The 21,225-nt window shown below is 49.3% G+C and carries 20 protein-coding genes; 9 read left to right on the top strand and 11 right to left on the bottom strand.

Annotated features, from left to right (window positions below; genetic code table 11):
* Positions 1–305 precede the first annotated feature (305 nt).
* The 4 genes from leuB to leuC all read right to left on the bottom strand — a co-directional run bounded on the left by leuB (position 306) and on the right by leuC (position 4,228).
* Positions 306–1,385 (bottom strand): 3-isopropylmalate dehydrogenase, encoded by a 1,080-nt coding sequence (gene leuB, locus RSA72_RS02500; RefSeq protein ID WP_332624521.1) that lies wholly within the window; start codon positions 1,383–1,385, stop codon positions 306–308.
* Positions 1,386–1,430: 45 nt separating this feature from the next.
* Positions 1,431–1,994: a hypothetical protein gene (locus tag RSA72_RS02495; protein WP_332624523.1), complete on the bottom strand. Its 564-nt coding sequence runs from the start codon at positions 1,992–1,994 to the stop codon at positions 1,431–1,433.
* Positions 1,995–2,098: 104 nt separating this feature from the next.
* On the bottom strand, positions 2,099–2,749 hold the full coding sequence (gene leuD, locus RSA72_RS02490) for a 3-isopropylmalate dehydratase small subunit (RefSeq protein WP_332624525.1): 651 nt from the start codon (positions 2,747–2,749) through the stop codon (positions 2,099–2,101).
* 21 nt (positions 2,750–2,770) lie between these two features.
* The gene (gene leuC, locus RSA72_RS02485) at positions 2,771–4,228 is read right to left on the bottom strand and encodes a 3-isopropylmalate dehydratase large subunit (RefSeq protein WP_332632707.1); all 1,458 of its coding nucleotides are present in this window, start codon (positions 4,226–4,228) and stop codon (positions 2,771–2,773) included.
* A 389-nt stretch (positions 4,229–4,617) separates the two neighbouring features.
* Here leuC and RSA72_RS02480 point away from each other — a divergent pair, with 389 nt between their 5' ends.
* Entirely contained in the window at positions 4,618–6,219 is a 1,602-nt protein-coding gene (locus tag RSA72_RS02480) for a hypothetical protein (RefSeq protein WP_332621216.1), read from the top strand.
* Between the two features lie 231 nt (positions 6,220–6,450).
* Positions 6,451–6,693: a DUF2061 domain-containing protein gene (locus RSA72_RS02475; RefSeq protein WP_332621214.1), complete on the top strand. Its 243-nt coding sequence runs from the start codon at positions 6,451–6,453 to the stop codon at positions 6,691–6,693.
* A 16-nt stretch (positions 6,694–6,709) separates the two neighbouring features.
* Here the strand turns inward: RSA72_RS02475 and RSA72_RS02470 are convergent, their stop codons facing one another.
* Positions 6,710–7,126 (bottom strand): hypothetical protein, encoded by a 417-nt coding sequence (locus tag RSA72_RS02470; RefSeq protein WP_332621213.1) that lies wholly within the window; start codon positions 7,124–7,126, stop codon positions 6,710–6,712.
* A gap of 296 nt (positions 7,127–7,422) precedes the next feature.
* On the opposite strand from RSA72_RS02470, the gene RSA72_RS02465 reads away from it, so the two are divergent.
* Positions 7,423–8,286, top strand: coding sequence for a LysR family transcriptional regulator (locus RSA72_RS02465; RefSeq protein ID WP_332621212.1), 864 nt, complete (start codon positions 7,423–7,425; stop codon positions 8,284–8,286).
* 180 nt (positions 8,287–8,466) lie between these two features.
* Here the strand turns inward: RSA72_RS02465 and hemN are convergent, their stop codons facing one another.
* Entirely contained in the window at positions 8,467–9,840 is a 1,374-nt protein-coding gene (gene hemN / locus RSA72_RS02460) for an oxygen-independent coproporphyrinogen III oxidase (RefSeq protein WP_332621211.1), read from the bottom strand.
* A 204-nt stretch (positions 9,841–10,044) separates the two neighbouring features.
* Between hemN and hemF the strand changes: the two genes are divergently transcribed.
* From hemF to aroE, 3 genes are all read left to right on the top strand, one after another.
* A complete protein-coding gene (gene hemF / locus RSA72_RS02455) occupies positions 10,045–10,986 on the top strand; it encodes an oxygen-dependent coproporphyrinogen oxidase (protein WP_332632702.1) in 942 nt (313 codons plus the stop codon).
* Between the two features lie 55 nt (positions 10,987–11,041).
* A complete protein-coding gene (locus RSA72_RS02450; protein WP_332621209.1) occupies positions 11,042–11,245 on the top strand; it encodes a hypothetical protein in 204 nt (67 codons plus the stop codon).
* 98 nt (positions 11,246–11,343) lie between these two features.
* Entirely contained in the window at positions 11,344–12,132 is a 789-nt protein-coding gene (aroE, locus tag RSA72_RS02445; RefSeq protein WP_332621208.1) for a shikimate dehydrogenase, read from the top strand.
* A gap of 47 nt (positions 12,133–12,179) precedes the next feature.
* On the opposite strand, the gene RSA72_RS02440 is transcribed toward aroE, so the two are convergent.
* Complete coding sequence (locus tag RSA72_RS02440) at positions 12,180–14,603, bottom strand: hypothetical protein (RefSeq protein ID WP_332621207.1); 2,424 nt, start codon at positions 14,601–14,603, stop codon at positions 12,180–12,182.
* A 227-nt stretch (positions 14,604–14,830) separates the two neighbouring features.
* Here RSA72_RS02440 and RSA72_RS02435 point away from each other — a divergent pair, with 227 nt between their 5' ends.
* Positions 14,831–16,654 (top strand): acyl-CoA dehydrogenase C-terminal domain-containing protein, encoded by a 1,824-nt coding sequence (locus tag RSA72_RS02435; RefSeq protein WP_332621206.1) that lies wholly within the window; start codon positions 14,831–14,833, stop codon positions 16,652–16,654.
* A 42-nt stretch (positions 16,655–16,696) separates the two neighbouring features.
* On the opposite strand, the gene RSA72_RS02430 is transcribed toward RSA72_RS02435, so the two are convergent.
* From RSA72_RS02430 to RSA72_RS02420, 3 genes are all read right to left on the bottom strand, one after another.
* Positions 16,697–17,632 (bottom strand): acyltransferase family protein, encoded by a 936-nt coding sequence (locus RSA72_RS02430; RefSeq protein WP_332621205.1) that lies wholly within the window; start codon positions 17,630–17,632, stop codon positions 16,697–16,699.
* Positions 17,633–17,694: 62 nt separating this feature from the next.
* Positions 17,695–18,099 (bottom strand): hypothetical protein, encoded by a 405-nt coding sequence (locus RSA72_RS02425; RefSeq protein ID WP_332621204.1) that lies wholly within the window; start codon positions 18,097–18,099, stop codon positions 17,695–17,697.
* Between the two features lie 60 nt (positions 18,100–18,159).
* Positions 18,160–18,462: a hypothetical protein gene (locus tag RSA72_RS02420; protein WP_332621202.1), complete on the bottom strand. Its 303-nt coding sequence runs from the start codon at positions 18,460–18,462 to the stop codon at positions 18,160–18,162.
* Between the two features lie 149 nt (positions 18,463–18,611).
* Between RSA72_RS02420 and RSA72_RS02415 the strand changes: the two genes are divergently transcribed.
* Both RSA72_RS02415 and RSA72_RS02410 read left to right on the top strand, forming a co-directional pair.
* Positions 18,612–19,001, top strand: a complete 390-nt coding sequence (locus tag RSA72_RS02415) for a hypothetical protein (protein WP_332621201.1) — start codon at positions 18,612–18,614, stop codon at positions 18,999–19,001.
* 64 nt (positions 19,002–19,065) lie between these two features.
* Positions 19,066–19,839: a PP2C family protein-serine/threonine phosphatase gene (locus RSA72_RS02410; protein ID WP_332621199.1), complete on the top strand. Its 774-nt coding sequence runs from the start codon at positions 19,066–19,068 to the stop codon at positions 19,837–19,839.
* A 114-nt stretch (positions 19,840–19,953) separates the two neighbouring features.
* Here the strand turns inward: RSA72_RS02410 and hemW are convergent, their stop codons facing one another.
* On the bottom strand, positions 19,954–21,108 hold the full coding sequence (gene hemW / locus RSA72_RS02405; RefSeq protein WP_332621198.1) for a radical SAM family heme chaperone HemW: 1,155 nt from the start codon (positions 21,106–21,108) through the stop codon (positions 19,954–19,956).
* Positions 21,109–21,225: the final 117 nt, after the last annotated feature.

Here is a 21,225-nt window from a genome sequence, read left to right as displayed (position 1 = left end):
TCTTGCGGCGCAGTGCGCCTCACCGCGAAACCTGTTCACTTTCTGCACTTAAATAATTTTATTGCAAAAACAATCCATTTCAAAGACCGCCGCTTCGCCTTGCGCTTCGAATAAAAGCAGTGCTTTGTTTTTACTGCTTCGCCTTGCGCTTCGAATAAAAGCAGTGCTTTTATTCTTGCTCAGGTTGCGGATGACGCTTCCGCGTATCAAATAATATCGCAAGTTAAAAAAAGAAAAAGCCAGTCAATCTCTTAACTGACTGGCATTAGGCGCTTTAACACCCGGTTTTTTTATTCGGGCGGCAATCAGCCCAATGCAGCGACAACCGCCTGGCCCATTTCCGCTGTGCCGACTTTCTGCATGCCGGCAGACATGATGTCCGCTGTGCGCAGGCCCTGATCCAGCACATTGCCGACCGCATCTTCAATAGCCTGAGCCGCCGCTTCCTCACGGAAGGTATAGCGCAGCATCATGGCCACAGACAGAACCGTCGCCAATGGGTTGGCGATGTTCTGGCCGGCGATATCAGGCGCAGAACCGTGGCAAGGCTCATACATGCCTTTGCCGTTTTCATCCAAAGACGCCGACGGCAGCATGCCGATGGAGCCGGTCAGCATGGCGGCTTCATCAGAAAGGATATCGCCGAACAGGTTGCCGGTGACAATCACATCAAACTGCTTAGGCGCGCGCACCAGCTGCATGGCGGCGTTGTCGACATACATATGCGATAAGTTGATCCCTGGATACTGCGCTTCTTTCAGCGCGGTTACAGTCTGCTTCCACAGCTCAGTCACTTCCAGCACGTTGGCTTTGTCTACCGAGCAGACCTTGCCGCCGCGCAGGCCAGCCAGCTCAAACGCCACTTTGGCAATGCGCTTGATTTCGGATTCCGAATAAACGTCTGTGTTGTAGCCCTGCTTTTCGCCGTTTTCCAGCTCACGGATGCCGCGCGGCTGGCCGAAATAAATCCCGCCGGTCAATTCGCGTACAATCAGAATATCCAGGCCGGCGACAATTTCCGGCTTTAAGCTGGACGCATCCGCCAATTGCGGATAAAGGATCGCCGGACGCAGGTTGGCAAACAGGTTCAGCTCAGAGCGGATTTTCAATAAGCCGCGTTCCGGGCGGATGGCGCGCTCAATCGCATCCCATTTCGGGCCACCGACAGCGCCGAGCAAAATGGCATCGGCTTTTTCCGCCTGCGCAGCGGTGACGGCCGGATACGGTTCGCCATGCGCATCAATGGCCGCGCCGCCCAGCAAGCCCTGTTCCCATGTCAAACCCAAATTGAATTTTTCATTTACGCGCGCCAGCACCTGTTCGGCCGCTTTTACAATTTCCGGGCCAATGCCGTCGCCAGCTAAAATCAAGATTTGTTTTGACATGAAGGTTTCCATTTTATGAAGTCAGTTGTTGAGCCAACAGGATTTTTACAATTTTTTTTCCGCAAACTCGCCCAGCCCATTCAGGACATTGTACGGCTTGCAGAAACGCCGAATAGTTTTCTGCTCCTGCATCAGGTCCACACAGAGCGGATCCGGCGCAGAAACATTCAGCAGGCTGCCCTGCTGCTTGCTGCGGTTGCGGTACATCTTAAAGGTATAGCGCTGATGGGCATTAAACTGGTGAATCACATGCAGGCGTTCGGCTTTATCCCGGGAAATCGGATAAAAGCGGATCACCACTTCATGCTGGCCGGCAGGCACGGAAAGATACACGGCATTCGGCTCACGGAGTGATTTAGCCTGCAGGCGCAGAATTCCGGCATGCAGCGCTGACTTTTCCAGCTGCTGGCTTTCAGCGCCCAGAATGCGGATCTTATCCAGGCGCTCAAATTCGCAGTCTTCGGTTCCAGCGCAGTAAATCAAGGCATTGCGCTTCGCGCCGGCGCCTTCATGCATATATTTAAGGCGCGCAGCATCCATGCTCTGGCATGCCGCCAATGACGCTGCTAAAGCTCCGAGTAAAGCAAATCGTGCAAACAGCTTATCCATGACCCAAACCCAACCTGACAAAATCTGGCAATATCTGACTATAATTATGCCCCGATATTAGCAAGTCTTCTGCATAGTGACTATAGCTTAATGCGCGAATTTACTTAGGCTTTTAAGTCAGTAAATACCCAAGGGCGCGCCGCTTTAGCCTGCGCTTCATAAGCGCGGATATCGTCCGCCGCCTGCAAAGTCAAGCCAATGTCATCCAGGCCGTGCAGCAGGCAATGCTTGCGGAACGGGTCAACTTCAAATTTGAATGCCTCGCCGCTTGGCGTGCGCACTTCCTGCGCTGCCAAATCAACCGTCAGCTGATAGCCTTCGGCAGCGGCGCATTCCTTGAACAGCTGATCAACAGTTTCTTCAGGCAGAATGACCGGCAGCATGCCGTTTTTAAAGCTGTTGTTGAAGAAAATGTCGGCATAGCTTGGCGCAATCACGGTGCGGAAGCCGTATTCTTCCAAGGCCCACGGCGCATGCTCGCGGCTTGAACCGCAGCCGAAATTGGCGCGGGCGATCAATACCGATGCGCCTTGATAGCGCGGCTGATTCAGGACGAAATCCGGATTTTTCGGGCGCTTGGCATTGTCCTGCCCCGGGTAGCCTTCATCCAGATAGCGCAACTCATCAAATAAGTTTTCGCCAAAACCGGTGCGCTTGATGGATTTCAAGAACTGTTTTGGAATGATCAAATCGGTATCGACATTGGCACGGTCTAATGGCGCAACGATACCCTGTTCTACGGTATAAGCTTTCATATTTTGCTCCCGGCTAACCGATTAAAATGAACGAACATCAACAAAGTGGCCGGCAATCGCAGCCGCAGCAGCCATCGCTGGGCTCACCAGATGCGTCCGGCCGCCGTTGCCCTGACGGCCTTCAAAGTTGCGGTTGGAGGTCGATGCGCAATGCTCGCCCGGCTGCAGCTTATCCGCATTCATCGCCAGGCACATGGAGCAGCCCGGCTCGCGCCATTCAAAACCGGCTTCAACCAGGATTTTGTCCAGGCCTTCGGCTTCCGCCTGCTGCTTCACCAGGCCCGAACCCGGCACCACCATCGCCTGCTTAATGCTTGGCGCGACTTTACGGCCTTTGACGACTTCCGCAGCCGCGCGGATGTCTTCAATGCGCGAGTTGGTGCAGGAACCGATAAACACGCGGTCCAGCTGAATGTCCGCCAAAGCTTGGCCGGCATTTAAGCCCATGTACTGATAAGCGCGGCTCCAGTCGCTGCGCTGCACATCATCCTTGGCCTGTTCCAAAGTCGGAACGGCTTGGGAAACCGGGATCACCATTTCCGGCGAAGTACCCCACGATACTTGCGGCTCAATCTCTTCGCCCTGCAATACCACAACGGTATCGAAATATGCATCAGCATCAGAATGCAAAGTATTCCAGTAGGCTACTGCAGCATCCCACTGCTCGGCTTTAGGCGCATAGCTGCGGCCTTTGACGTATTCAATAGTTTTGTCATCCACCGCCACCATGCCCACGCGCGCGCCGGCTTCAATCGCCATGTTGCAGACGGTCATGCGCCCTTCAATCGACATGTCGCGGAACACCTGGCCGCCGAATTCAATGGCATGGCCTGTGCCGCCGGCGGTGCCTATTTTGCCGATAATCGCCAATACCACGTCTTTAGAGGTCACGCCTTGGCCCAATACACCATCTACACGGATCAGCATGTTCTTCATTTTCTTTTGAACTAAGCATTGCGTTGCCAATACATGTTCAACTTCAGAGGTGCCGATGCCGTGCGCCAGGCAGCCGAATGCGCCATGCGTTGCGGTGTGCGAATCGCCGCAGACCACGGTCATGCCCGGCAAAGTCAGGCCCTGTTCCGGCCCGACCACATGCGCAATGCCCTGGCGGATGTCATTGATGTCAAACTGCACCACATTAAAGGCTTTGCAGTTGTCATCCAAAGTCTGCACCTGAATGCGCGACGTATCATCTTCAATGCCCGCGATCCCTTCAGAGCGCTCTTTGGCTGAGGTCGGCACGTTATGGTCAGGCGTGGCAATATTCGCGCTTAAGCGCCAAGGCTTGCGCCCAGCCAGCTGCAAGCCTTCAAAGGCCTGCGGGGAAGTCACTTCATGCAATAAATGGCGGTCGATATACAGCAAGGCGGAGCCGTCATCGCGCTGCTTAACCAAATGGTCATCCCACAATTTGTCATACAAGGTTTTTGCATTTGCGCTGCTGTCATTTTTTGCTTTTTGGATTTCGCCTGCCATGTCGATTTGCTCCACTGGACTGGGTAATTCTGTCATTAAATTGATTATAGCCACGATTTTACATAAATCTAATTTATCATTTTTATTAGTTTTAAAACTTTTTTGAATCAATTAACATATAGGCTATTACAAAAACAGAGAGCTTAAAAAATTAGATGACGATCTAAACAATAACGCTCTGATCATTTAAAAAACTCATTCGACTCTGTTCCATTTTTGAAAGCGGCTATATAAAATAATGGCCGATTGTTGAAATATACATCACAATTTATTCCTTATAAAAAACAATCATTTTCAAAAAATTATTTTTACAATGCTCAACATTTTATGCCACACGCTCAATACTCAGTGCATAAATCCTAAAGAACCTTACTTCATGGAACAATATAATGCAGAATATATTTCAACAGCTTCTTGCTCCAACATGGCAACAGCGCCAACACGCAGCAACTGTATGTTCTGAATACTATAGTTATGACAATGATCTCTCGATTGAAGCCAAACAACAGCTCAAAGAATGGTTATTAGAATTAGGTGAACAAAAAACTCTTTATTTAACTGCAATTTTATCATTTTGGTCACATGTTGCAAATTTAGAAGCAAAATATAAAGCTGCGTCTAGCCGCTCTATCAATGATTTTTATCAAGCATGCATCGATCGTGCTGCCTGTGAAAGCTGGCGTAAACATGATTTCGAAAAGCTCTTCCCATTGGATGAAGATAGTGAAAAACTTCAAATCGACTGGCTTAGCCAATCATTTAAACCCATTTACTTTATTGCCAGCTTGACGCATGAACTAGAGCATTTGCAGCAACAATTGGTAGATACTTTCCCAATTTTAGATTCTAGCATTGCTGACCTAGTCAAACGCACATTATCTCAAATGCCACAGATTACTGATGCAACTTATCATGCTTGTTTAGAGGAATTTAGAAATTCTTACGAAACAAGCAGCTTTCAAAAATTTGCACAACATATCAATACACCAGCGCGCATAGAACAATGGTTATATTTTTATTCTATTGAAAAAAATAGAGATATTGAAATTTTAGACCGCTATTTGGATGTTGTAGAATATGCACCGCAACACAGCGCCACACAAATTTTGACATCATTAATCGATTTTTATCAACGCTGCCCTTCTGTTGAAAAAACACCTCAGCTATTACACGCTTTTGCTAGCCTTTGTCTGAGTGCTGGGTTCTTCCCTGCATTTGTGATTGATTTTGCGATGCAAGCTTTAGCGCAAGAGCGTGAAGATGAAGGAAGTTTTTGGGGCACATCACTGATTTATTTTTTTGCCCATTATGATGCCAAAGCATACTCCGATGACATTAGCTATTTTCTTGATCATCCTTATGAAAGGCATCATTACACCGCCTATGCTGCTCTGCCAGCAGCAATAAAAAATATTAATGATTTTCCTGGCATACTCGTTGATAAACTCATCCACTATGGCTTATTTGAAGGAGGATTTAATCCTAATTTTAGTGGCAGTCTTCAATTTTTTAATCTGCTACAAGCACTAAGTAAACAAAAACTAAAACAATTTGAGTCAACAATTAAAAATGCGCTCAATAATTTTATGGATGATATGGAGTACAGTGATCTTGCAATTGAAGAGATTTTACCTATTTTAGTATACTTAACAGAACAAGATATTGATTTAAAATCAGATATAAAAACCATTATCGAAAAACTTGAGCTGGAATATGCTGAGGATATTGATGCAGATAAGCATGAACCAGCTCCAAATATGGATGAGATTTTAGCACAAAGCAAAGCAGAAATGGCCAAACAAGGCTTAACGAACGATGAGGCTGAGCTTGAGCTGCAGCAATCTATGCTGCTGATGAAACAACTCTTTAGTGTAGCTGAAGGTCAAACTTTAGAAGAAAAGTTCACACAAAATCGTCAAGATGCGGCTGAAGAAGATAGCCTAAATGAAATAGATGTTTTGCTGCGTCAACTGAAACAGCTGGCTTCTTAAATCAGCTTTAGCTAAATAATCGTTGCGCTTCGTTACTGAATTTACCTCGTGCAATACGAGGTAAAAGCAGTTTCAGAAACTTCTAAAACTTGAAATTCCATAGAAATTTAACAAGTTAAACTTATCATCTAAAAATTCAGTCACCATCAATCAAAAAATCCTTTTTACATTTTACTTGATAATGATTATCATTTATTTTATCTCGAAATTTATTTAATTGTGGTGATTCTCATGGCTCGTATTCAAAACTTCGTACAAAGCAATCAACGTATTTTCAAAAAAACTTTAAGCTACTACATCATGCATATTACTGTAGCAATGCTTGTAGGTTATGTGATTATAGGTAATTTATGGATGGCAGTGACGTTAAGCTTAGTCGAACCTACTGTACAAGCGATTGCATTTTTCTTCCATGAAAAAGCATGGAACAAAAAAGATCAGAAAGCAGCTCAAACTCAAATTGTTAAAGCCTAAATAATCTTTATCAAATTTACGTTTTAAAAATCAGCTGTAAAAGTGTGCTAATCACCGCCACCGCTGCTGCAACTATTACATGATGAGTCTGAACCTGAATCTGCACCATGATGAGAATGAGCAGAATCAGAAGATGAAACAAAGCATCAACCGAATAAGAAGGCATTGCATAGGAATTTCTATGCTGCATATGAATTGCTAAATAGTCTTTAAAACCTTCTTCAATACATGGATACGATGATGAGCTTATATTAGGATGCCTTTGTTTAAAAGCAGCCCAAATATTGGCAGGGATTTTAAATTCAGCTAAAAGCTTAGTTCGCTGCAGATGCTTTACCCTTGCATGCCCCCATAGAAGAGTAATGATAAACAGAATAGCGCTGAGGAAATAATGATTAAAAAAATAACTCAATACCGCAAAAAATGGAAGCAATCACGGAAAATCTTAGCCAAGGTTTAGAAAAAGTATTTCGACTGAGTTCTTGAAAATAACAGATGGATGCAGATGTTGTTTGATTCAAATATTTTCCTTTTGTTGTTTTTATATGCGCACTATAAACTATGATAATCAACAATGTATAACAAAAACTTGTATGAAAATTTTTCTAAAATTGGCAGACAAATCGCCTTTTAACACATAACTTTAAAAAAATTGAAAATTGCTTTGATTAATTCTTAAAATTTCTAAATAATAAAATTACCATAAAAAATCTTTATAGGTAATTTAAGATGAATCTCGCAGCCTTTGAAGCCTTTGTCAAAGTCATGGAAACTGGATCGATTTCTCTGGCCGCCGATCAGCTTTTCATTACCCAGCCCGCAGTCACCAAGCGCATTCACAGCCTGGAAGACTATTTTGGCGTCAAGCTGTTTGAATCTGCAGGGCGCGGCATTCAGGCGACCCATGCCGCCCATTCGCTGCTGCCCAAAGTCAAAAACTGGCTGAATGAGCTGGGCGATATTCACAATACCCTGAGCCATGAGCAGGGCCAGGTGCAGGGCAAGCTGAAAATCGGCACCAGCCATCACATTGGCCTGCATCATTTGCCGAATCATTTGCGCCATTATGTGCAGAATTTTCCCGAAGTGACTTTAGACGTGCATTTTGTCGATTCCGAGCAGGCGCATGAACAGGTGCTGGCCGGCGATCTGGAGCTGGCGTTTTTAACCTTGCCGCCGCAAGGCGACAGCCGCCTCAACTATGTCACAATCTGGGATGACCCTTTAGTCTTTGTGGCGGCGCCGTTCCATCCTTTGGCGCAAAAGCGCAATCTCAGCCTGGAAGACTTAATTGAGTACCCAAGCCTGCTGCCGGCTTCGCAAACCTATACCAGCCAAATCACGCTGGCCGAGTTTGAAAAGCAGGGCGTCAAGCCTAAAATCACCATGAGCAACAATCCGCTGGAATCCATCCGCATGCTGGTGTCGATTGGCTTAGGCTGGTCAGTCCTGCCCAAAACCCTGCTGAATCAGGACTTGAAGCAGCTGGATATTCAGCTGGAAATGAACCGCCAGCTGGGCATGGTCTGGCACCCCGGCCGCACCCAGTCCAAGGCGGCTGAGGCGCTGGTGCAGCATATGAGGCTGCAGTAAGGCAGCCGATGCACTGATTGCTAGCCCATAGCCGAGTAACATAAATTTCGGATAGCGCATGCGGCAGGGATGCCGCAGGCTGCTCATTGCGCAAAGGCCTTAAAAGCTTTAAGGTAAAAACGAGGCAGTACAGGCGCTGAAGCTTAAGCACGCATCAATCATCCGCCTTTTTCAAAGCCGTCAAATCGTCATGGAAAAAATCCGGCTTTCCGGCATTTTGCGCTTCAAGTGCAGGTCAAAGGCCATGCAGATATTGCGCACAAAGGGCTTGCCCCGCTCGGTCACGCGGATGCCGTGATCATGCAGCAGCAGCAGGCCGTCCTGCTGCATTTCCTGCAGCTGCGCCAATACCTGCGGCAGTTCCGGAAAATACTGCGCCGGGTTTTCCCACGATGCCTCAAAGCTGCACATTAAATTTAAAATATGCCTGCGGATAATCAGGTCTTCCTGCGACAGCACATGGCCGCGGTACACCGGAATTTCATCCTGCTCCAGACGCGCATAGTAATCTTCCAGCTTCTTTTCATTCTGCGCAAAGCTGTACCAGCTGTCACTGATGGAAGACAGGCCCAAGCCGATCATCAGCTGGGTTTTAGAGGCGGTATAGCCCATGAAATTGCGGTGCAGCGCGCCCTGCTGAAAGGCCTGATGCATGCCGTCAGACGGCAAGGCGAAATGATCCATGCCGATTTCATGATAGCCCTGCGCCAGCAGCTGCTTTTTGCCTTCTTCATAGCAGCGGCGCTTCATTTCATCTTTCGGCACATCGGCATCTTTAAAGCCGCGCTGGCCATTGCCTTTAATCCACGGCACATGCGCATAGCTGTAAAACGCCAGGCGGTCGGGCATCAGGCGGCAGGTCTGCTGAATGGTATGCAGCACATCGTCCAGGCTTTGAAACGGCAGGCCAAACACCAGATCATGCGAAATGGAGGTATAGCCGATTTCACGCGCCCACAGGGTTGCGCGCTCAACATGTTCATAAGGCTGAATGCGGTGAATGGCTTTCTGCACGGTTTCATTATAGTCCTGCACGCCATAGCTGACCCGGCGGAAGCCGAGATCATGCAGCGCCTGCAGATGTCCGCGCGTGGTGTTGTTCGGATGGCCTTCAAAACTGAATTCATGCTGCGGCGCCACTTCCGCTTGATCAAGAATGCCTTGAATCAGCTGGGTTAAATGCTCCGGTGAGAAAAAAGTCGGCGTGCCGCCGCCCAAATGGATTTCCTTAATAACCGGCTTATCTTCAAGCAGCTGGCAGTACAAGTCCCATTCCTTCAGCACGGCCTGAATATAAGGCTGTTCCACGTCATGGCGCTTGGTCACCTTTTTATGGCAGCCGCAGAAGGTGCACAGGCTTTCGCAGAACGGCAAATGGATATACAGGCTGATGCCTTCGCTGCGGTTTGACTCATCAAAAGCGCGCTTTAAAGTCCGCTTCCACGCCTCCGGCGAAAACGACTGCTCATCCCAATACGGCACGGTAGGATAGCTGGTATAGCGCGGCCCCGGCACATTGTATTTCTGAATTAAAGAATCCGCCTGCTTTATCAATGCTGTCCCCCGCTTGAACTGATCATATTCACTGAAGGCCTATTCTGCTGAGCTTGGGCCAGGATTTCAACCCAGGCTTTTAGTCGGAATAAGCCGGCGCCGCATCCGCCTTTGGCAATCCCGCGCCTGCGGAAAAAGCCCTTAATCTTTTCAGCGTTTTATGCTTTGATGTAGGCAGTTTTGATTTTCCCCATGAGGGCCCTGATGCAGCATCCAACTTCAGCAGACATCCAGCGTGTCCGCGACTTTCTCACCGGCCTGCAGGCCCGCATTTGCGCTGCCTTAGAGCAGCAGGAACGCGCTGGCGGCGGTACGGCGGAATTTATTATTGATGACTGGCAGCGCCCTGAAGGCGGCGGCGGGCGCTCGCGCGTGCTGCAGAATGGCGCGGTGATTGAAAAAGGCGGGGTCATGTTCTCGCATATCAATATTTCCCAGCTGCCGGCCTCCGCTACAGCGCGCCATCCCGGCATTGCCGGCGCCAAAGCGCAGGCGATGGGCGTATCTCTGGTGATTCATCCGAAAAACCCGAATGTGCCAACCTCGCATGCCAACGTGCGCTTATTTGTCGCAGAGCCGGAAGGCCAAGACCCGGTTTGGTGGTTTGGCGGCGGTTTTGACCTTACGCCGTTTTATCCCAATGATGAAGATGTGCTGGCGTGGCACCAAAGCGCGCATGACCTGTGCGCGCCATTCGGCGCTGAAGTGTATGCCGAGCACAAAAAATGGTGCGATGAGTATTTTTACTTAAAGCACCGCGATGAACAGCGCGGCGTCGGCGGCCTGTTTTTTGATGATTTGAATCAGTGGGATTTTGAAACCTGCTTTAAATACATGCAGGCGGTCGGCAATGGCTATCTGGACGCCATTCTGCCGATTTTCCAGCGCAATCAGCACAAGCCTTATACTGAAACACAGCGTGAATTCCAGCTCTACCGCCGCGGGCGCTATGTGGAATACAACCTGGTGTATGACCGCGGCACGCTGTTCGGCCTGCAAACCGGCGGGCGGATTGAATCGATTTTGGTCAGCATGCCTCCGCTTGCCGGCTGGTCGTACCGCCCGGAATGGGAGGCTGATTCGGCGGAGAAAAAACTCACCGATTACTATTTAAAGCCGCAGGACTGGCTGAAGCTGTCCGGCTGAATTTTTACCGATGAACTGCAAAAGCCTTCAGCTGCTGAAGGCTTTTTTCATTCAGATGCAGCCAGCCGTCAGCTCAAATGCCTTGCGCTTCCGGGGCTTTATGCTGGCGCTTTTCAGCTCAGTCAGCACTGCGGTTTTTTCTGAAAGCGCTTTTCACGACAATTTTGCATTAGCCGTGATGGCCATTGCGCTGGCCGGCATGATTGTCAGCGCGGCTTTCTTAATGCTCGATGCGGTTTTAGCTGCCTGCAGCCCTTAAACGGGCGCTTTCAGCGCAGGGGAAATTGCAGTTAGCGCTTTAGAGCGCGGAAAATTTACCGTATATTGATGCACATTTCTCCACATGGATCCTGTGCGATGAGCAAGCAATTTGCCGTGATCGGCAACCCGATTGAACAGTCCCGCTCGCCGGAACTGCACCATGCCTTTGCCGCCAAAACCGGCGTGCAGCTGAACTACGCCAAGCGCCTGGCGCCTCTGGACGGCTTCAGCGCCAGCATGCATGATTTCTTCAGCCAGGGCGGCGCCGGCATGAATGTCACTGTGCCGTTTAAGGAGCAGGCGTTTGCCGAATGCGCCGTGCTGACCGAGCGCGCCAAAATCGCCAAAGCCGTCAACACGCTGTGGATGCAGGATGGTCAGCTGCATGGCGACAATACCGATGGCCAAGGCCTGGTCGAAGCGATTAAAGCGCTGGGCTGGAATCTGGAAAATGCCGATCTGCTGATCATCGGCGCCGGCGGCGCCACCCGCGGCGTGATTTATCCGCTGCTGCAGGCCGGCGCGAAAAAAATCGTCATCGCCAACCGCACCTTGGCCCGCGCAGAGCAGCTGATTGCCGATCTCAAGCAGGCGGTGCCGCAGGCGGAACTGTCCGCAGTCAGCCTGGATAATCTGGCAGGAAGCTTCGATATCGCCATTAATGCCACCTCGGCCAGCCTCAGCGGCGATGCCCTGCTTTTGCCGCAAGCGCTGCAGTTCAAGCAAGCCTATGAAATGGCTTACGGCAAGCCATCGAGCTTTTTAGAGCAGGCCAAAGCGCGCGGCGTGCCGGCATCTGAAGGCTTTGGCATGCTGGTCGGGCAAGCCATTGAGTCCTTCCGCATCTGGAATGGCGTTAAGCCCAACCTGAAAGATTTCCTGTAGGCAAAAAAAGAACCTCAGATGAGGTTCTTTTTCATTTCAGGCCGCCGTTATTTCGGCATATGCTTGACCACATCTTTGTAGGCTATGCGGTAAATGGCATCATCAAATAAGTCCGCGCCATCTTCCGGCAGGTTCTGCAGCGACTTTTCTGAAAGCCGGCCTTGCAAATCATCGGCAAAGGCCTGCGCAAACACCTGTGCAGGCTTCGGCAGCAGGCGCTTCTGCTCATCGCTGAGTGAATATTCCTGCGCAAAGCTTTCCGCATAGTACTGGGCGAAAACCGCCTGCCGGGTTTTGTGCTGCTTGATCCGCTTGGCCCACTGCTGCTGCTCCTGATATTCCTTGACCGCTTCATTGACCGTGCGGCTGACTGTATAGCCAATGTCATCAAAGCTGTCTGAATGCTTCAATTGATGCTTGGCAGCAAGCTTGTTCAGGCGGGCCAGCGCAGCGCCCTGCGGCTTAGGCAAGTCCTCATTAAAATGATAGGCGTACACCTCCGCAATTTCATTCAGCTCGGCGGCGGCGTAATGCCGGCTCAAATCGGACTGGCTGATTGGCGCGTACACTGCAAAGACCGCCTGATAGGCTTTCAGCCAGGAGCCTGTGCGCTTGTAAGTGTCCAGCGCGATTTTATGCAGATAGTCATCCATGCTCTTGGCATCTCCGGCTTCTGCAGCAGCGGCGGCATCCGGCCCCAAAGCGCTCAGCAAGCCTTTGGAGAATTTTTCCATCAGCGAGCCTTTAGTCACTTCTTCAATGGATTTAGCGTCTTTCAACAGCTTGCGGTCAATCGGCTTAGCCTTGCCGTAATTTGAAATCTGGTTGGTGCTGATGAAGCGGAACTGGCCAAGCTTCTCATCTTTTTTCAGCACGTCATAATCAAACGTCTGCAGGCGCCCGGCCTTGTCCAAGCCGATATCCATGATGATTGGCATTGGGCTGGACTGCTCCGCTTTTAAAGCCTGCTGAATTTCAGCATCATGCTTCTGCCACAGCTGCTTAAAGCTTTGCACATCGGTCAGCTGCTCAGACTGGTATTCAATGAACACCGGCGTCAATTTCTGCAGCGCCGACTGCTCCGCCTGCCCTGCAGATTCGCCGCCATCCTGCTCCTGCGCCGCGGCCGGCTCAAACAGATTCAGGCCATACCATTCGCGGCACAGGGTAAACTGGCCAGCCGGCACTTTGGCAGTGTTAATCAGGGCTTCGCAGGCTTCTTCAGACAGGGCATAAGCGCTTTCATCTTCGCTTTCGGCGCCGGATTCCGGCTCGCCTGAGGAGGATGCCGTTTCCGCAGCGGAAGCGGCATCGCAGGCAGCGCTGGAGGCGCAGGCTTCATCCGCAGCTATTTCCGCTTCATCCGCATCCCCTTCCTGCGCAGCATCGGCAGCTTCATGCTCATGCTCACCGCCATGATCCGCAGCTCCATACGCCTGAGCCTGCACCAGCTCGCTGACCCGCTCTGAAGACTCGTAAGCGGCGGTCTCCAGCCCGCCCTCAGCCGAAGCGTCTTCAGCTTCGGCAATATCGGCAGCCTCAGCTTCAGCTGCCGGCGCAGCGGCCTCTTCAGCCTGCTGCGCCTGCCCGATAATGTGCGCGCTGTAATACGGCGTATTCACCAGTTCAAATAAACTCATCTGCAGCAGCAGGCTTTCCAGCGTGCCCTGATAGCGGATTTTGCTGTGCACGCCCAGCTGCTTGTCCTGTTCGGTTAAAGCAGCCGCGGTCACCTGGTCTGGGGCGGCCAGTGCATACGGCAAGGCATTCATCTGCTTCAGGTAATTCGCCAGCAGCTTGAAATCCACCTTATTGAAGTCATCTTTGTATTTGGAAAAATCAATATAGGCGAAAGACGCCTGACTGTCGCGGTTCACCATGAACGGCATAAAGGCGAAATAATTGGCATACAGCCTGAAATTATTAAAATCCACCACCATCGGCAGCTGCGCCTGCACCAGCAGGGTCGGCTTCTGATATTTCAGGTTTAAATTCAAGGCAGCCATTTTCTGGCGGTAATGCACCGAGGCGTCATAGCTGAACTGCAGGTCATTCAGCAGGTTGATCATGCTTTCCGCCATGCCGGCTCTGGCGCCCTCGCGGCCCAGCATCGCGGCATAAGGGTCCTGCTGCCGGGCAATGGCTGCATACAGCTGGCTTTTTTCTTTAGCGCTGAGCTGAATTTTCTGCGCCTTAATCGCCTGATCCAGCTGCTTTTTCACGTCAGGATCCAGCGCCGGCTGCTGGCCGGCTGCATCAGATGCGCCGGCTGCTGCCTTGCTGCCCGGCTGCGCCTGAATGGAAAACTGCCCCTGCAGATCATAGCTTGAGGTGTCAAACATTGTATTGAGGGCGCTGGCAGCGCGCTCGCCTAAAGGCTGCTGCTGGCCGGCAGTGGACTTAGTGACATGCTGCGCGCAGGCGCCCAGGCTGAGGCTCAGGACGCAGAGAGTTAAATGTTTCAAACGCATAAAATTCTTTTTAATACCCAGTTTATTTATACTTTAGTTGTAAAGAATGACCAAAAGATCAGCGCTTACTTTAGCATAAACAGCGCCAAATTCAGATTGCCTTAATTGCCAAATTCGCATTTCTGACAATTTTGCCAGTCTGCGGCATCAATGCAATTTCATCATTATTGTGAATAATAAAATCATCCATTCAGATTTAAAACTATTTTCAAATTAGGATTAACGCCATGCCTGCCTATAAAGCTCCTTTGCACGACATCCGCTTTTTGATGAATGAAGTGCTTGACTACCCTGCACACTACCAAACCCTGTCCAATGGCGAAATCGCCGATGCCGACACGGTAGACATGATTCTTGAAGGCGCAGCCGATTTCTGTGAAAACGTGCTGTCTCCGCTGAACCAGTCCGGCGACGCTGAAGGCTGCCATTTTGAGAACGGCGAAGTAAAAACGCCGAAAGGCTTTAAAGAAGCCTACGACCAGTTCGTGCAGGGCGGCTGGCAAGGCCTGTCGTTCCCGGAAGAATTCGGCGGCCAGAACCTGCCTCAGTCGCTGAACCTGATTAAGTCGGAAATGATGGGCACAGCCAACTGGTCATTCCAGATGTATCCGGGCCTGAGCGTAGGCTGCATCAACACCATCATGCAGTTCGGCACAGATGAGCAGAAAAATATCTACCTGCCGCATCTGGTTGCCGGCACCTGGTCGGGCACCATGTGCCTGACTGAGCCGCAGTGCGGCACCGACTTGGGCCAAGTCAAGTCTAAAGCGGAGCCGCTGGCTGACGGCGCTTACGCCATTTCCGGCACGAAAATCTTCATCTCTGCCGGCGAGCACGATTTAACTGACAACATTGTGCACATTGTGCTGGCGCGCCTGCCGGATGCGCCTGCAGGCACCAAAGGCATTTCACTGTTTATTGTGCCTAAATTCCTGGTGAATGCGGACGGTACTGCCGGCGAACGCAACCCGGTGACTTGCGGCTCCATTGAGCACAAGATGGGCATCCGCGCATCAGCAACAGCGGTGCTGAACTTTGATAATGCCGTGGGCTACCTGATTGGCGAGCCGAACAAAGGCCTGCATGCCATGTTCACCTTTATGAACACCGCGCGCATCGGCACGGCCATTCAGGGCATTGCGCATGCTGAACTGGCATTCCAGGGCGCCCTGCCGTATGCCAAAGAGCGCATGTCCATGCGCGCGCTGTCCGGCAAAAAAGACCCTGAAAAAGCCGCTGACGCCATCATTCACCATGCAGACGTGCGCCGCATGCTGCTGACCCAGAAAGCCGTCGCCGAAGGCGGCCGCGCCATGATTTATTACGCTGCCCAGCTGGCGGACAAAATGGCCGATGCCCTGACCCGCGGCGATACTGCAGCCTTTGAAGCGCATGACGACCACTTGGGCTTCTACACCCCAATCCTGAAAGGCTTCCTGACCGAACTGGGCTATGAAGCAGCCAACCACGGCATGCAGGTGTACGGCGGCCACGGCTATATTAAAGAATGGGGCATGGAGCAGATTGTCCGCGACTCGCGCATCTCCACCCTGTACGAAGGCACAACCGGCGTGCAGGCGCTGGACTTAATCGGCCGCAAAGTGCTGCTGACCTCCAAAGGCAAAGTGATCCGCGACTATACCGCTGAAATCCTGAAGTTCTGCGGCCAGCATGCGCGCAACAAATACATGCGCCGTTTCGCCTGGGACTTAACCAAGCTTTGCGCGCAATGGAATGCTTTAACCGTCCGCATTATGCTGGCAGCCCGCAAAGACCGCGACATCGTGTCTTCCGCTTCGGTGGATTTCCTGATGTTCTCCGGCTACGTGATGATGGCGTATTTCTGGGCGCAGCAGGCCGCTGTGGCTTCTGCCAAACTGGCGTCCGGCGAAGGCCAGGAAGTTCCTGAGTTCTATAAAGCCAAAATCAAAGTGGCGGACTTCTACTTTGAGCGCATGCTGCCGCGCACGCAGGGCCATGCCGAAGCGATGGTGAATCCGTCGAAGACCATGACATCTTTGGCTGCTGAGCATTTCAGCTTCGATTATTGAGTTCTAATTTTTAAATAAAAAGAGCGCTCCGGCGCTCTTTTTTTACAGCAGATACTTCACTTTTTTATTCAGCTGCACCAGAAGCAGCCCAGCCAGAATAGAGCACAGCAAGACAGCAATGCTGAATAATGTCTGCTGGCCCGGAAAATAATTTTTCAGATGATGAATGAACACAGGATGAATTAAAAATATCGCCGTGGACAGGCTCGCAATATTCTTGCTTTCTCCGCTGATTTTCCGATTCAAGGCGTACCAGAAAATGACAGGGGCCGCGAAAAACAGCGAAAACATTTGATCCAGGCTTTCGGTTTTGCTGACAAAAAAATAATTCAGCAGGGATTCGGCCAGCACCAGGCCGGTCAGCAGGCAAATATGGCGCGGCTTGATTTCCATATTTCTGAAAACAGCGCCGTCCAGCTTGTTCAATAAAAAACCCAGCGTCAAAAATGGAAAGCTGACCAGCAGAAAATTGCGGTGCGTGGTATAGCGGTTGAATTTCCAGTCCAGATAGCCGTCCAGCAGGTGCAGATTTCCAATCTGCTGAATCAGCGTGCCGAGGGCAAATAAAACAGCTGCAATGGCGAAGAGCTTTTTTTCACCAATATTCCTCAGCAGGTAGAGCAGGGAGCCGCCCAGCAGCACGCCGATGATGTACCAGAGCACAAAATACCCGTTATAGATCACCGAAAGCTTATAAGACGCGTCCGCAGCCCACCAGACCGGCAGGTAAAATACCATCCAGACTGCATATAAAATAAAAATCCGCTTCAGCCAGCGTTTGAATTTTTCAAGCGTATCAATATAGAAAAAATAATACCCGGTGATAACCAGAAAGACCGGAACCGCGAGGCGGAATACGCCTTGAACCAGGCTGTGCCCCAATAGCGCTGAAAAATCATAGAAAATATGCGTATGCAAGAATACTACAGATACCGCCAGCAGCAGTTTAAGCAGATCAATCGAAATATTTCGCTGCATTTGATTCCTGAAGATAAACTTTTGCTGAATTTTACAGGATTGAAATCCCCTCCGCGCCAGCTTTAAAAAATATCTTGCTTGATTTTAAGCGCAACGCCGGATGCCGCCCTTCCTGCATTCTCCCGCCCGCAGCCTGCAAAGCGCGGAGTATTTTCTGCAGAGGCTAAAATGCCTGCACCGGCATAGAAGGTTCTTGAACTATAAGGCTGTAAAACTCTAATCCATTGAGCAGAAAACGCCCTTTCAAACCGCCTCCAAAAGCATTTAAAACTGCGCAGCATCTGCTTAATTCTGCAAAGTAAAAGCATCAGCTTCTGCTTTAAGCGCACGCAGCCGCGGGCGAGGCCATACAGGAACAATAGAAAATTCATCTGAAGCCATAATGATAAAAACAATCGCAGACCAGAAATTTTGATTAGTTCAAATGCAGACTCTTTAAGTAGCTTCCAGCAAGCTTTAGCGCGCATAAGAAATTTTGCGCTAAATGCAAAAGACACCCCGAAAAGTGTCTTTCATTACAGAAGAAATTAGCTGTTTTTTTCTAATATTTTCGCTAAATCAATGGCTTCCAAAACATCTGACTTGCTGAAATAAATAGATATTTTTTCCTCATTAAATGGCTCAGAGCCGTATTCCTCATGGTTATTGCCGCGGAAGCCGATTTTTTTCTTGTCAGTTTCCAATTGGTAGTTAGGCTGTTTTCCTGTTCCTGTTTCACCAAATTGAATGGCTGAAGAGTTATATCTTTCGATATTTTGCAGCACGTTATTTAAAAAAACCGTCCCAAGCGTGTAGAGTCCACGTCCCCAAACAACATTATTTTGCAGCATAAGAACCTCTTTTTATTAAGTTGGATTAAGCGCTATAGGTATAGCATTGACAAACAATCAATACAAGTCCAATATGACACATATGGAATTAAACATATATTATTTTAAGTCGAAGACAGCGGTGAGCAGGATCGCTGCAGGAGTTGATTGTGAGCAATTTTTATCCGCAATTCAAAGCAATAATTGAAACTCAATTTGGGCAGGAATTTTTAGCGTTTTTACGGGAAGAAAAAACGCTTGTAATGATGACAACCGCTACATACCTTAATCGTCCTGCTATTGAAGCCTTAATTCCTGCTTTGGAGGAAAGGTTTGGAGCGCAATTAGAGCTGATTAAAAATAACCCAAAGAAGCCTGATAATTCAGATAACCCAAACAACCCCGAAAATATTGATTATGGCCGTTTAAAGCAAACTATGGGGCATATGGTTAAAGTAATTATGGAAGAGCATGGCTATAAGATTGATCAAAATAATGTAAAAATCCCTGAAGCTCGCAGCAGCATTTTTTCTCGGGCAACTCGATACAGAAAAGCTTAGCTGTCTAATGAAAACTTGTTTGTATTCGCGCAATTTTCCTTTTAATTATTAAATGAGAATAGTGATGCAGAAATTAGCTTATGAAATGCAGGGTTTAACTTGGCAAGCGAGAAAGAAAAACCAGCAAGATGCTATTTTATTTAAAAATAAGGTGATCTATGAAAAAGGGCGATATAGCCGTTTAGATCAAGTTGCCGGCAATATTCCATGGCATGCTGCTGTTGCAGACGGCATTGGCAGCCAGCCAAATTCAGATCAGGCCGCTATTGCTGTATTAGAAATTATCAATGAATATTATCAAAATAATACACCGGATATTCATTTAAGCTATATACAGGAAGCGCTTTGCTTAAAGCTGAAGGCTGAATCAGCGCTGAATGCGGGTACAACAATGGCCTTAATCCGGCACGCTGCAGAAGATGATCAAGATCTGGTAAGAATCCAGTCTCTTGGAGACAGCCGGGCCTACCATTTCTCATATAGACTCCAGAAATGGAAGATCCTGACTGAAGATGACAATTTCTTAAATGAAATGGAGCTTTCTACATGGGATCAAGAACAAGAATTGGCTTCAATTTATGATGTGCTAACAGGCTTTTTTTGTGTTAACGCAATGCATGAAGTAAATGAGAAACAAACCCTGATTTACAAAGCTGAGCCTAATGATGCATTCATGGTGTGTACAGACGGCGTCTTTGATGCCATTCCGCATGAAGAGTGGCCATTAATTGCAATGAGCCAATCAGTAACAGAATGGCTCAAAAATTTCGTTGAAATGTTAAAGCCTGCTGCTGGAGACAATATTAGCCTGGTTTTAGTGAGGGCCATCAATAGTTAGAGGAAAAGACAGCGATCTTCTTCCGGAAAGAAAATAATCAATCAATTTATCTAAAATCAATATCTTAAAATCATGCCGCATTCATAAAATGCCTAAAGGCAAAACCCTTCAGCATCACAGAAACTCTTCCAGCACCGAATTTAAAAACACATGCCCCTGCTCCGTGCAGGCTAAACGGCTGTGATCATCCACCATCAATTTGCGCGCGCGCAGTGAGGTCAGCAGCTCCTCCAAACTATCCAGACTCAGGCCGGTGCGCTCGGCATAAAGCCCGGCATCTGCGCCCTCATTTAAACGCAGGGCATTCATCATAAATTCAAAAGGCAGATCTGCATCATCAATGCGCTTCAGCTGCAGGTGCTCTGCCGGCACTTTGGCTAAATAATCCTTCGGCAGGCGGGTTTTCTGAAAGCGGTACACGCCATCCGGCCGGGTGACTTTGCCGTGCGCGCCCGCGCCGATGGCCAAATAATCGCCGAACTGCCAGTAATTTAAATTATGCGCGGACGGCCGTTCCTTGCGCCAGGCGGACACTTCATAATTCACAAAACCGCTGGCTTTTAAATAGGCTTCGCCCTGCTCCTGAATGTCTTCCAAAACCTCGTCCAGCGGCAAGACCGGCTGAGTGCGGAAAAACACCGTATTCGGCTCAATGGTTAGCTGATACCACGACACATGGGTTGCGCCATTTTCCACCGCCAGCCTTAAATCCAGCAGCGCCTGCGCTAAAGTCTGCTCCGGCAGGCCATGCATCAAGTCCACATTAATCCGCTCAAAGCCGGCTTCTTTGGCCAGCTGAATGGCAGATACGGCGTCGGCATTGGAATGAATGCGTCCCAGCTTTTGCAGATGCCCGGTATTGAAGCTCTGCACGCCAATTGATAAGCGGTTAATGCCCGCCTCTAAATAGCCGGCAAAAGGGTCGTGCTCCACCGTTCCTGGGTTGGCTTCCAAAGTGATTTCACAGTTTTCAGCAAAAGGAAGCAACGCTTTCAGCTGCGCAAACAGCCATTGATAGCCCTGGGCGGAAATTAAAGAGGGCGTGCCGCCGCCGATAAATACGCTGTGAATGGCGCGGCCTTGGGAAAAATCAATCTGGGTTTTAAAGTCTTCCACCAAAGCCTGCAGGTATTCCCGCTCCAAATCCAAAGACAGCTTGCCGTCCGGAACGGCATGCGAATTGAAGTCGCAGTACGGGCATTTGCGCACGCACCACGGCATGTGAATGTATAAAGACAAAGGAACCAGTGCAGGATTTAATTCAGCCAAGGAAGATGCTCAAAATAAAAAAGGAGGAGGACCGGCGCATTTTAACATGAGTGCATCAAGACGCTTATGCATTCTGCGCGGCAATCCGCTAAACTCAATAAAATCAGACCGGATTGA

It is taken from the genome of Acinetobacter sp. (assembly GCF_036659555.1).
Lineage (GTDB): Bacteria > Pseudomonadota > Gammaproteobacteria > Pseudomonadales > Moraxellaceae > Acinetobacter.
This window is presented reverse-complemented; position numbering and strand designations above follow the sequence as displayed.

Bases quoted from the DNA above. Each gene is read 5' to 3' on its own strand.
- aroE (WP_332621208.1), top strand. From the start codon at position 11,344: ATGAGCAAGCAATTTGCCGTGATCGGCAACCCGATTGAACAGTCCCGC.
- RSA72_RS02450 (WP_332621209.1), top strand. From the start codon at position 11,042: ATGCAGCCAGCCGTCAGCTCAAATGCCTTGCGCTTCCGGGGCTTTATG.
- RSA72_RS02465 (WP_332621212.1), top strand. From the start codon at position 7,423: ATGAATCTCGCAGCCTTTGAAGCCTTTGTCAAAGTCATGGAAACTGGA.
- RSA72_RS02425 (WP_332621204.1), bottom strand. From the start codon at position 18,099: ATGCGCGCTAAAGCTTGCTGGAAGCTACTTAAAGAGTCTGCATTTGAA.
- hemF (WP_332632702.1), top strand. From the start codon at position 10,045: ATGCAGCATCCAACTTCAGCAGACATCCAGCGTGTCCGCGACTTTCTC.
- RSA72_RS02495 (WP_332624523.1), bottom strand. From the start codon at position 1,994: ATGGATAAGCTGTTTGCACGATTTGCTTTACTCGGAGCTTTAGCAGCG.
- RSA72_RS02435 (WP_332621206.1), top strand. From the start codon at position 14,831: ATGCCTGCCTATAAAGCTCCTTTGCACGACATCCGCTTTTTGATGAAT.
- leuC (WP_332632707.1), bottom strand. From the start codon at position 4,228: ATGGCAGGCGAAATCCAAAAAGCAAAAAATGACAGCAGCGCAAATGCA.
- RSA72_RS02420 (WP_332621202.1), bottom strand. From the start codon at position 18,462: ATGCTGCAAAATAATGTTGTTTGGGGACGTGGACTCTACACGCTTGGG.
- RSA72_RS02475 (WP_332621214.1), top strand. From the start codon at position 6,451: ATGGCTCGTATTCAAAACTTCGTACAAAGCAATCAACGTATTTTCAAA.
- leuB (WP_332624521.1), bottom strand. From the start codon at position 1,385: ATGTCAAAACAAATCTTGATTTTAGCTGGCGACGGCATTGGCCCGGAA.
- RSA72_RS02440 (WP_332621207.1), bottom strand. From the start codon at position 14,603: ATGCGTTTGAAACATTTAACTCTCTGCGTCCTGAGCCTCAGCCTGGGC.
- RSA72_RS02480 (WP_332621216.1), top strand. From the start codon at position 4,618: ATGCAGAATATATTTCAACAGCTTCTTGCTCCAACATGGCAACAGCGC.
- RSA72_RS02410 (WP_332621199.1), top strand. From the start codon at position 19,066: ATGCAGAAATTAGCTTATGAAATGCAGGGTTTAACTTGGCAAGCGAGA.
- leuD (WP_332624525.1), bottom strand. From the start codon at position 2,749: ATGAAAGCTTATACCGTAGAACAGGGTATCGTTGCGCCATTAGACCGT.
- RSA72_RS02430 (WP_332621205.1), bottom strand. From the start codon at position 17,632: ATGCAGCGAAATATTTCGATTGATCTGCTTAAACTGCTGCTGGCGGTA.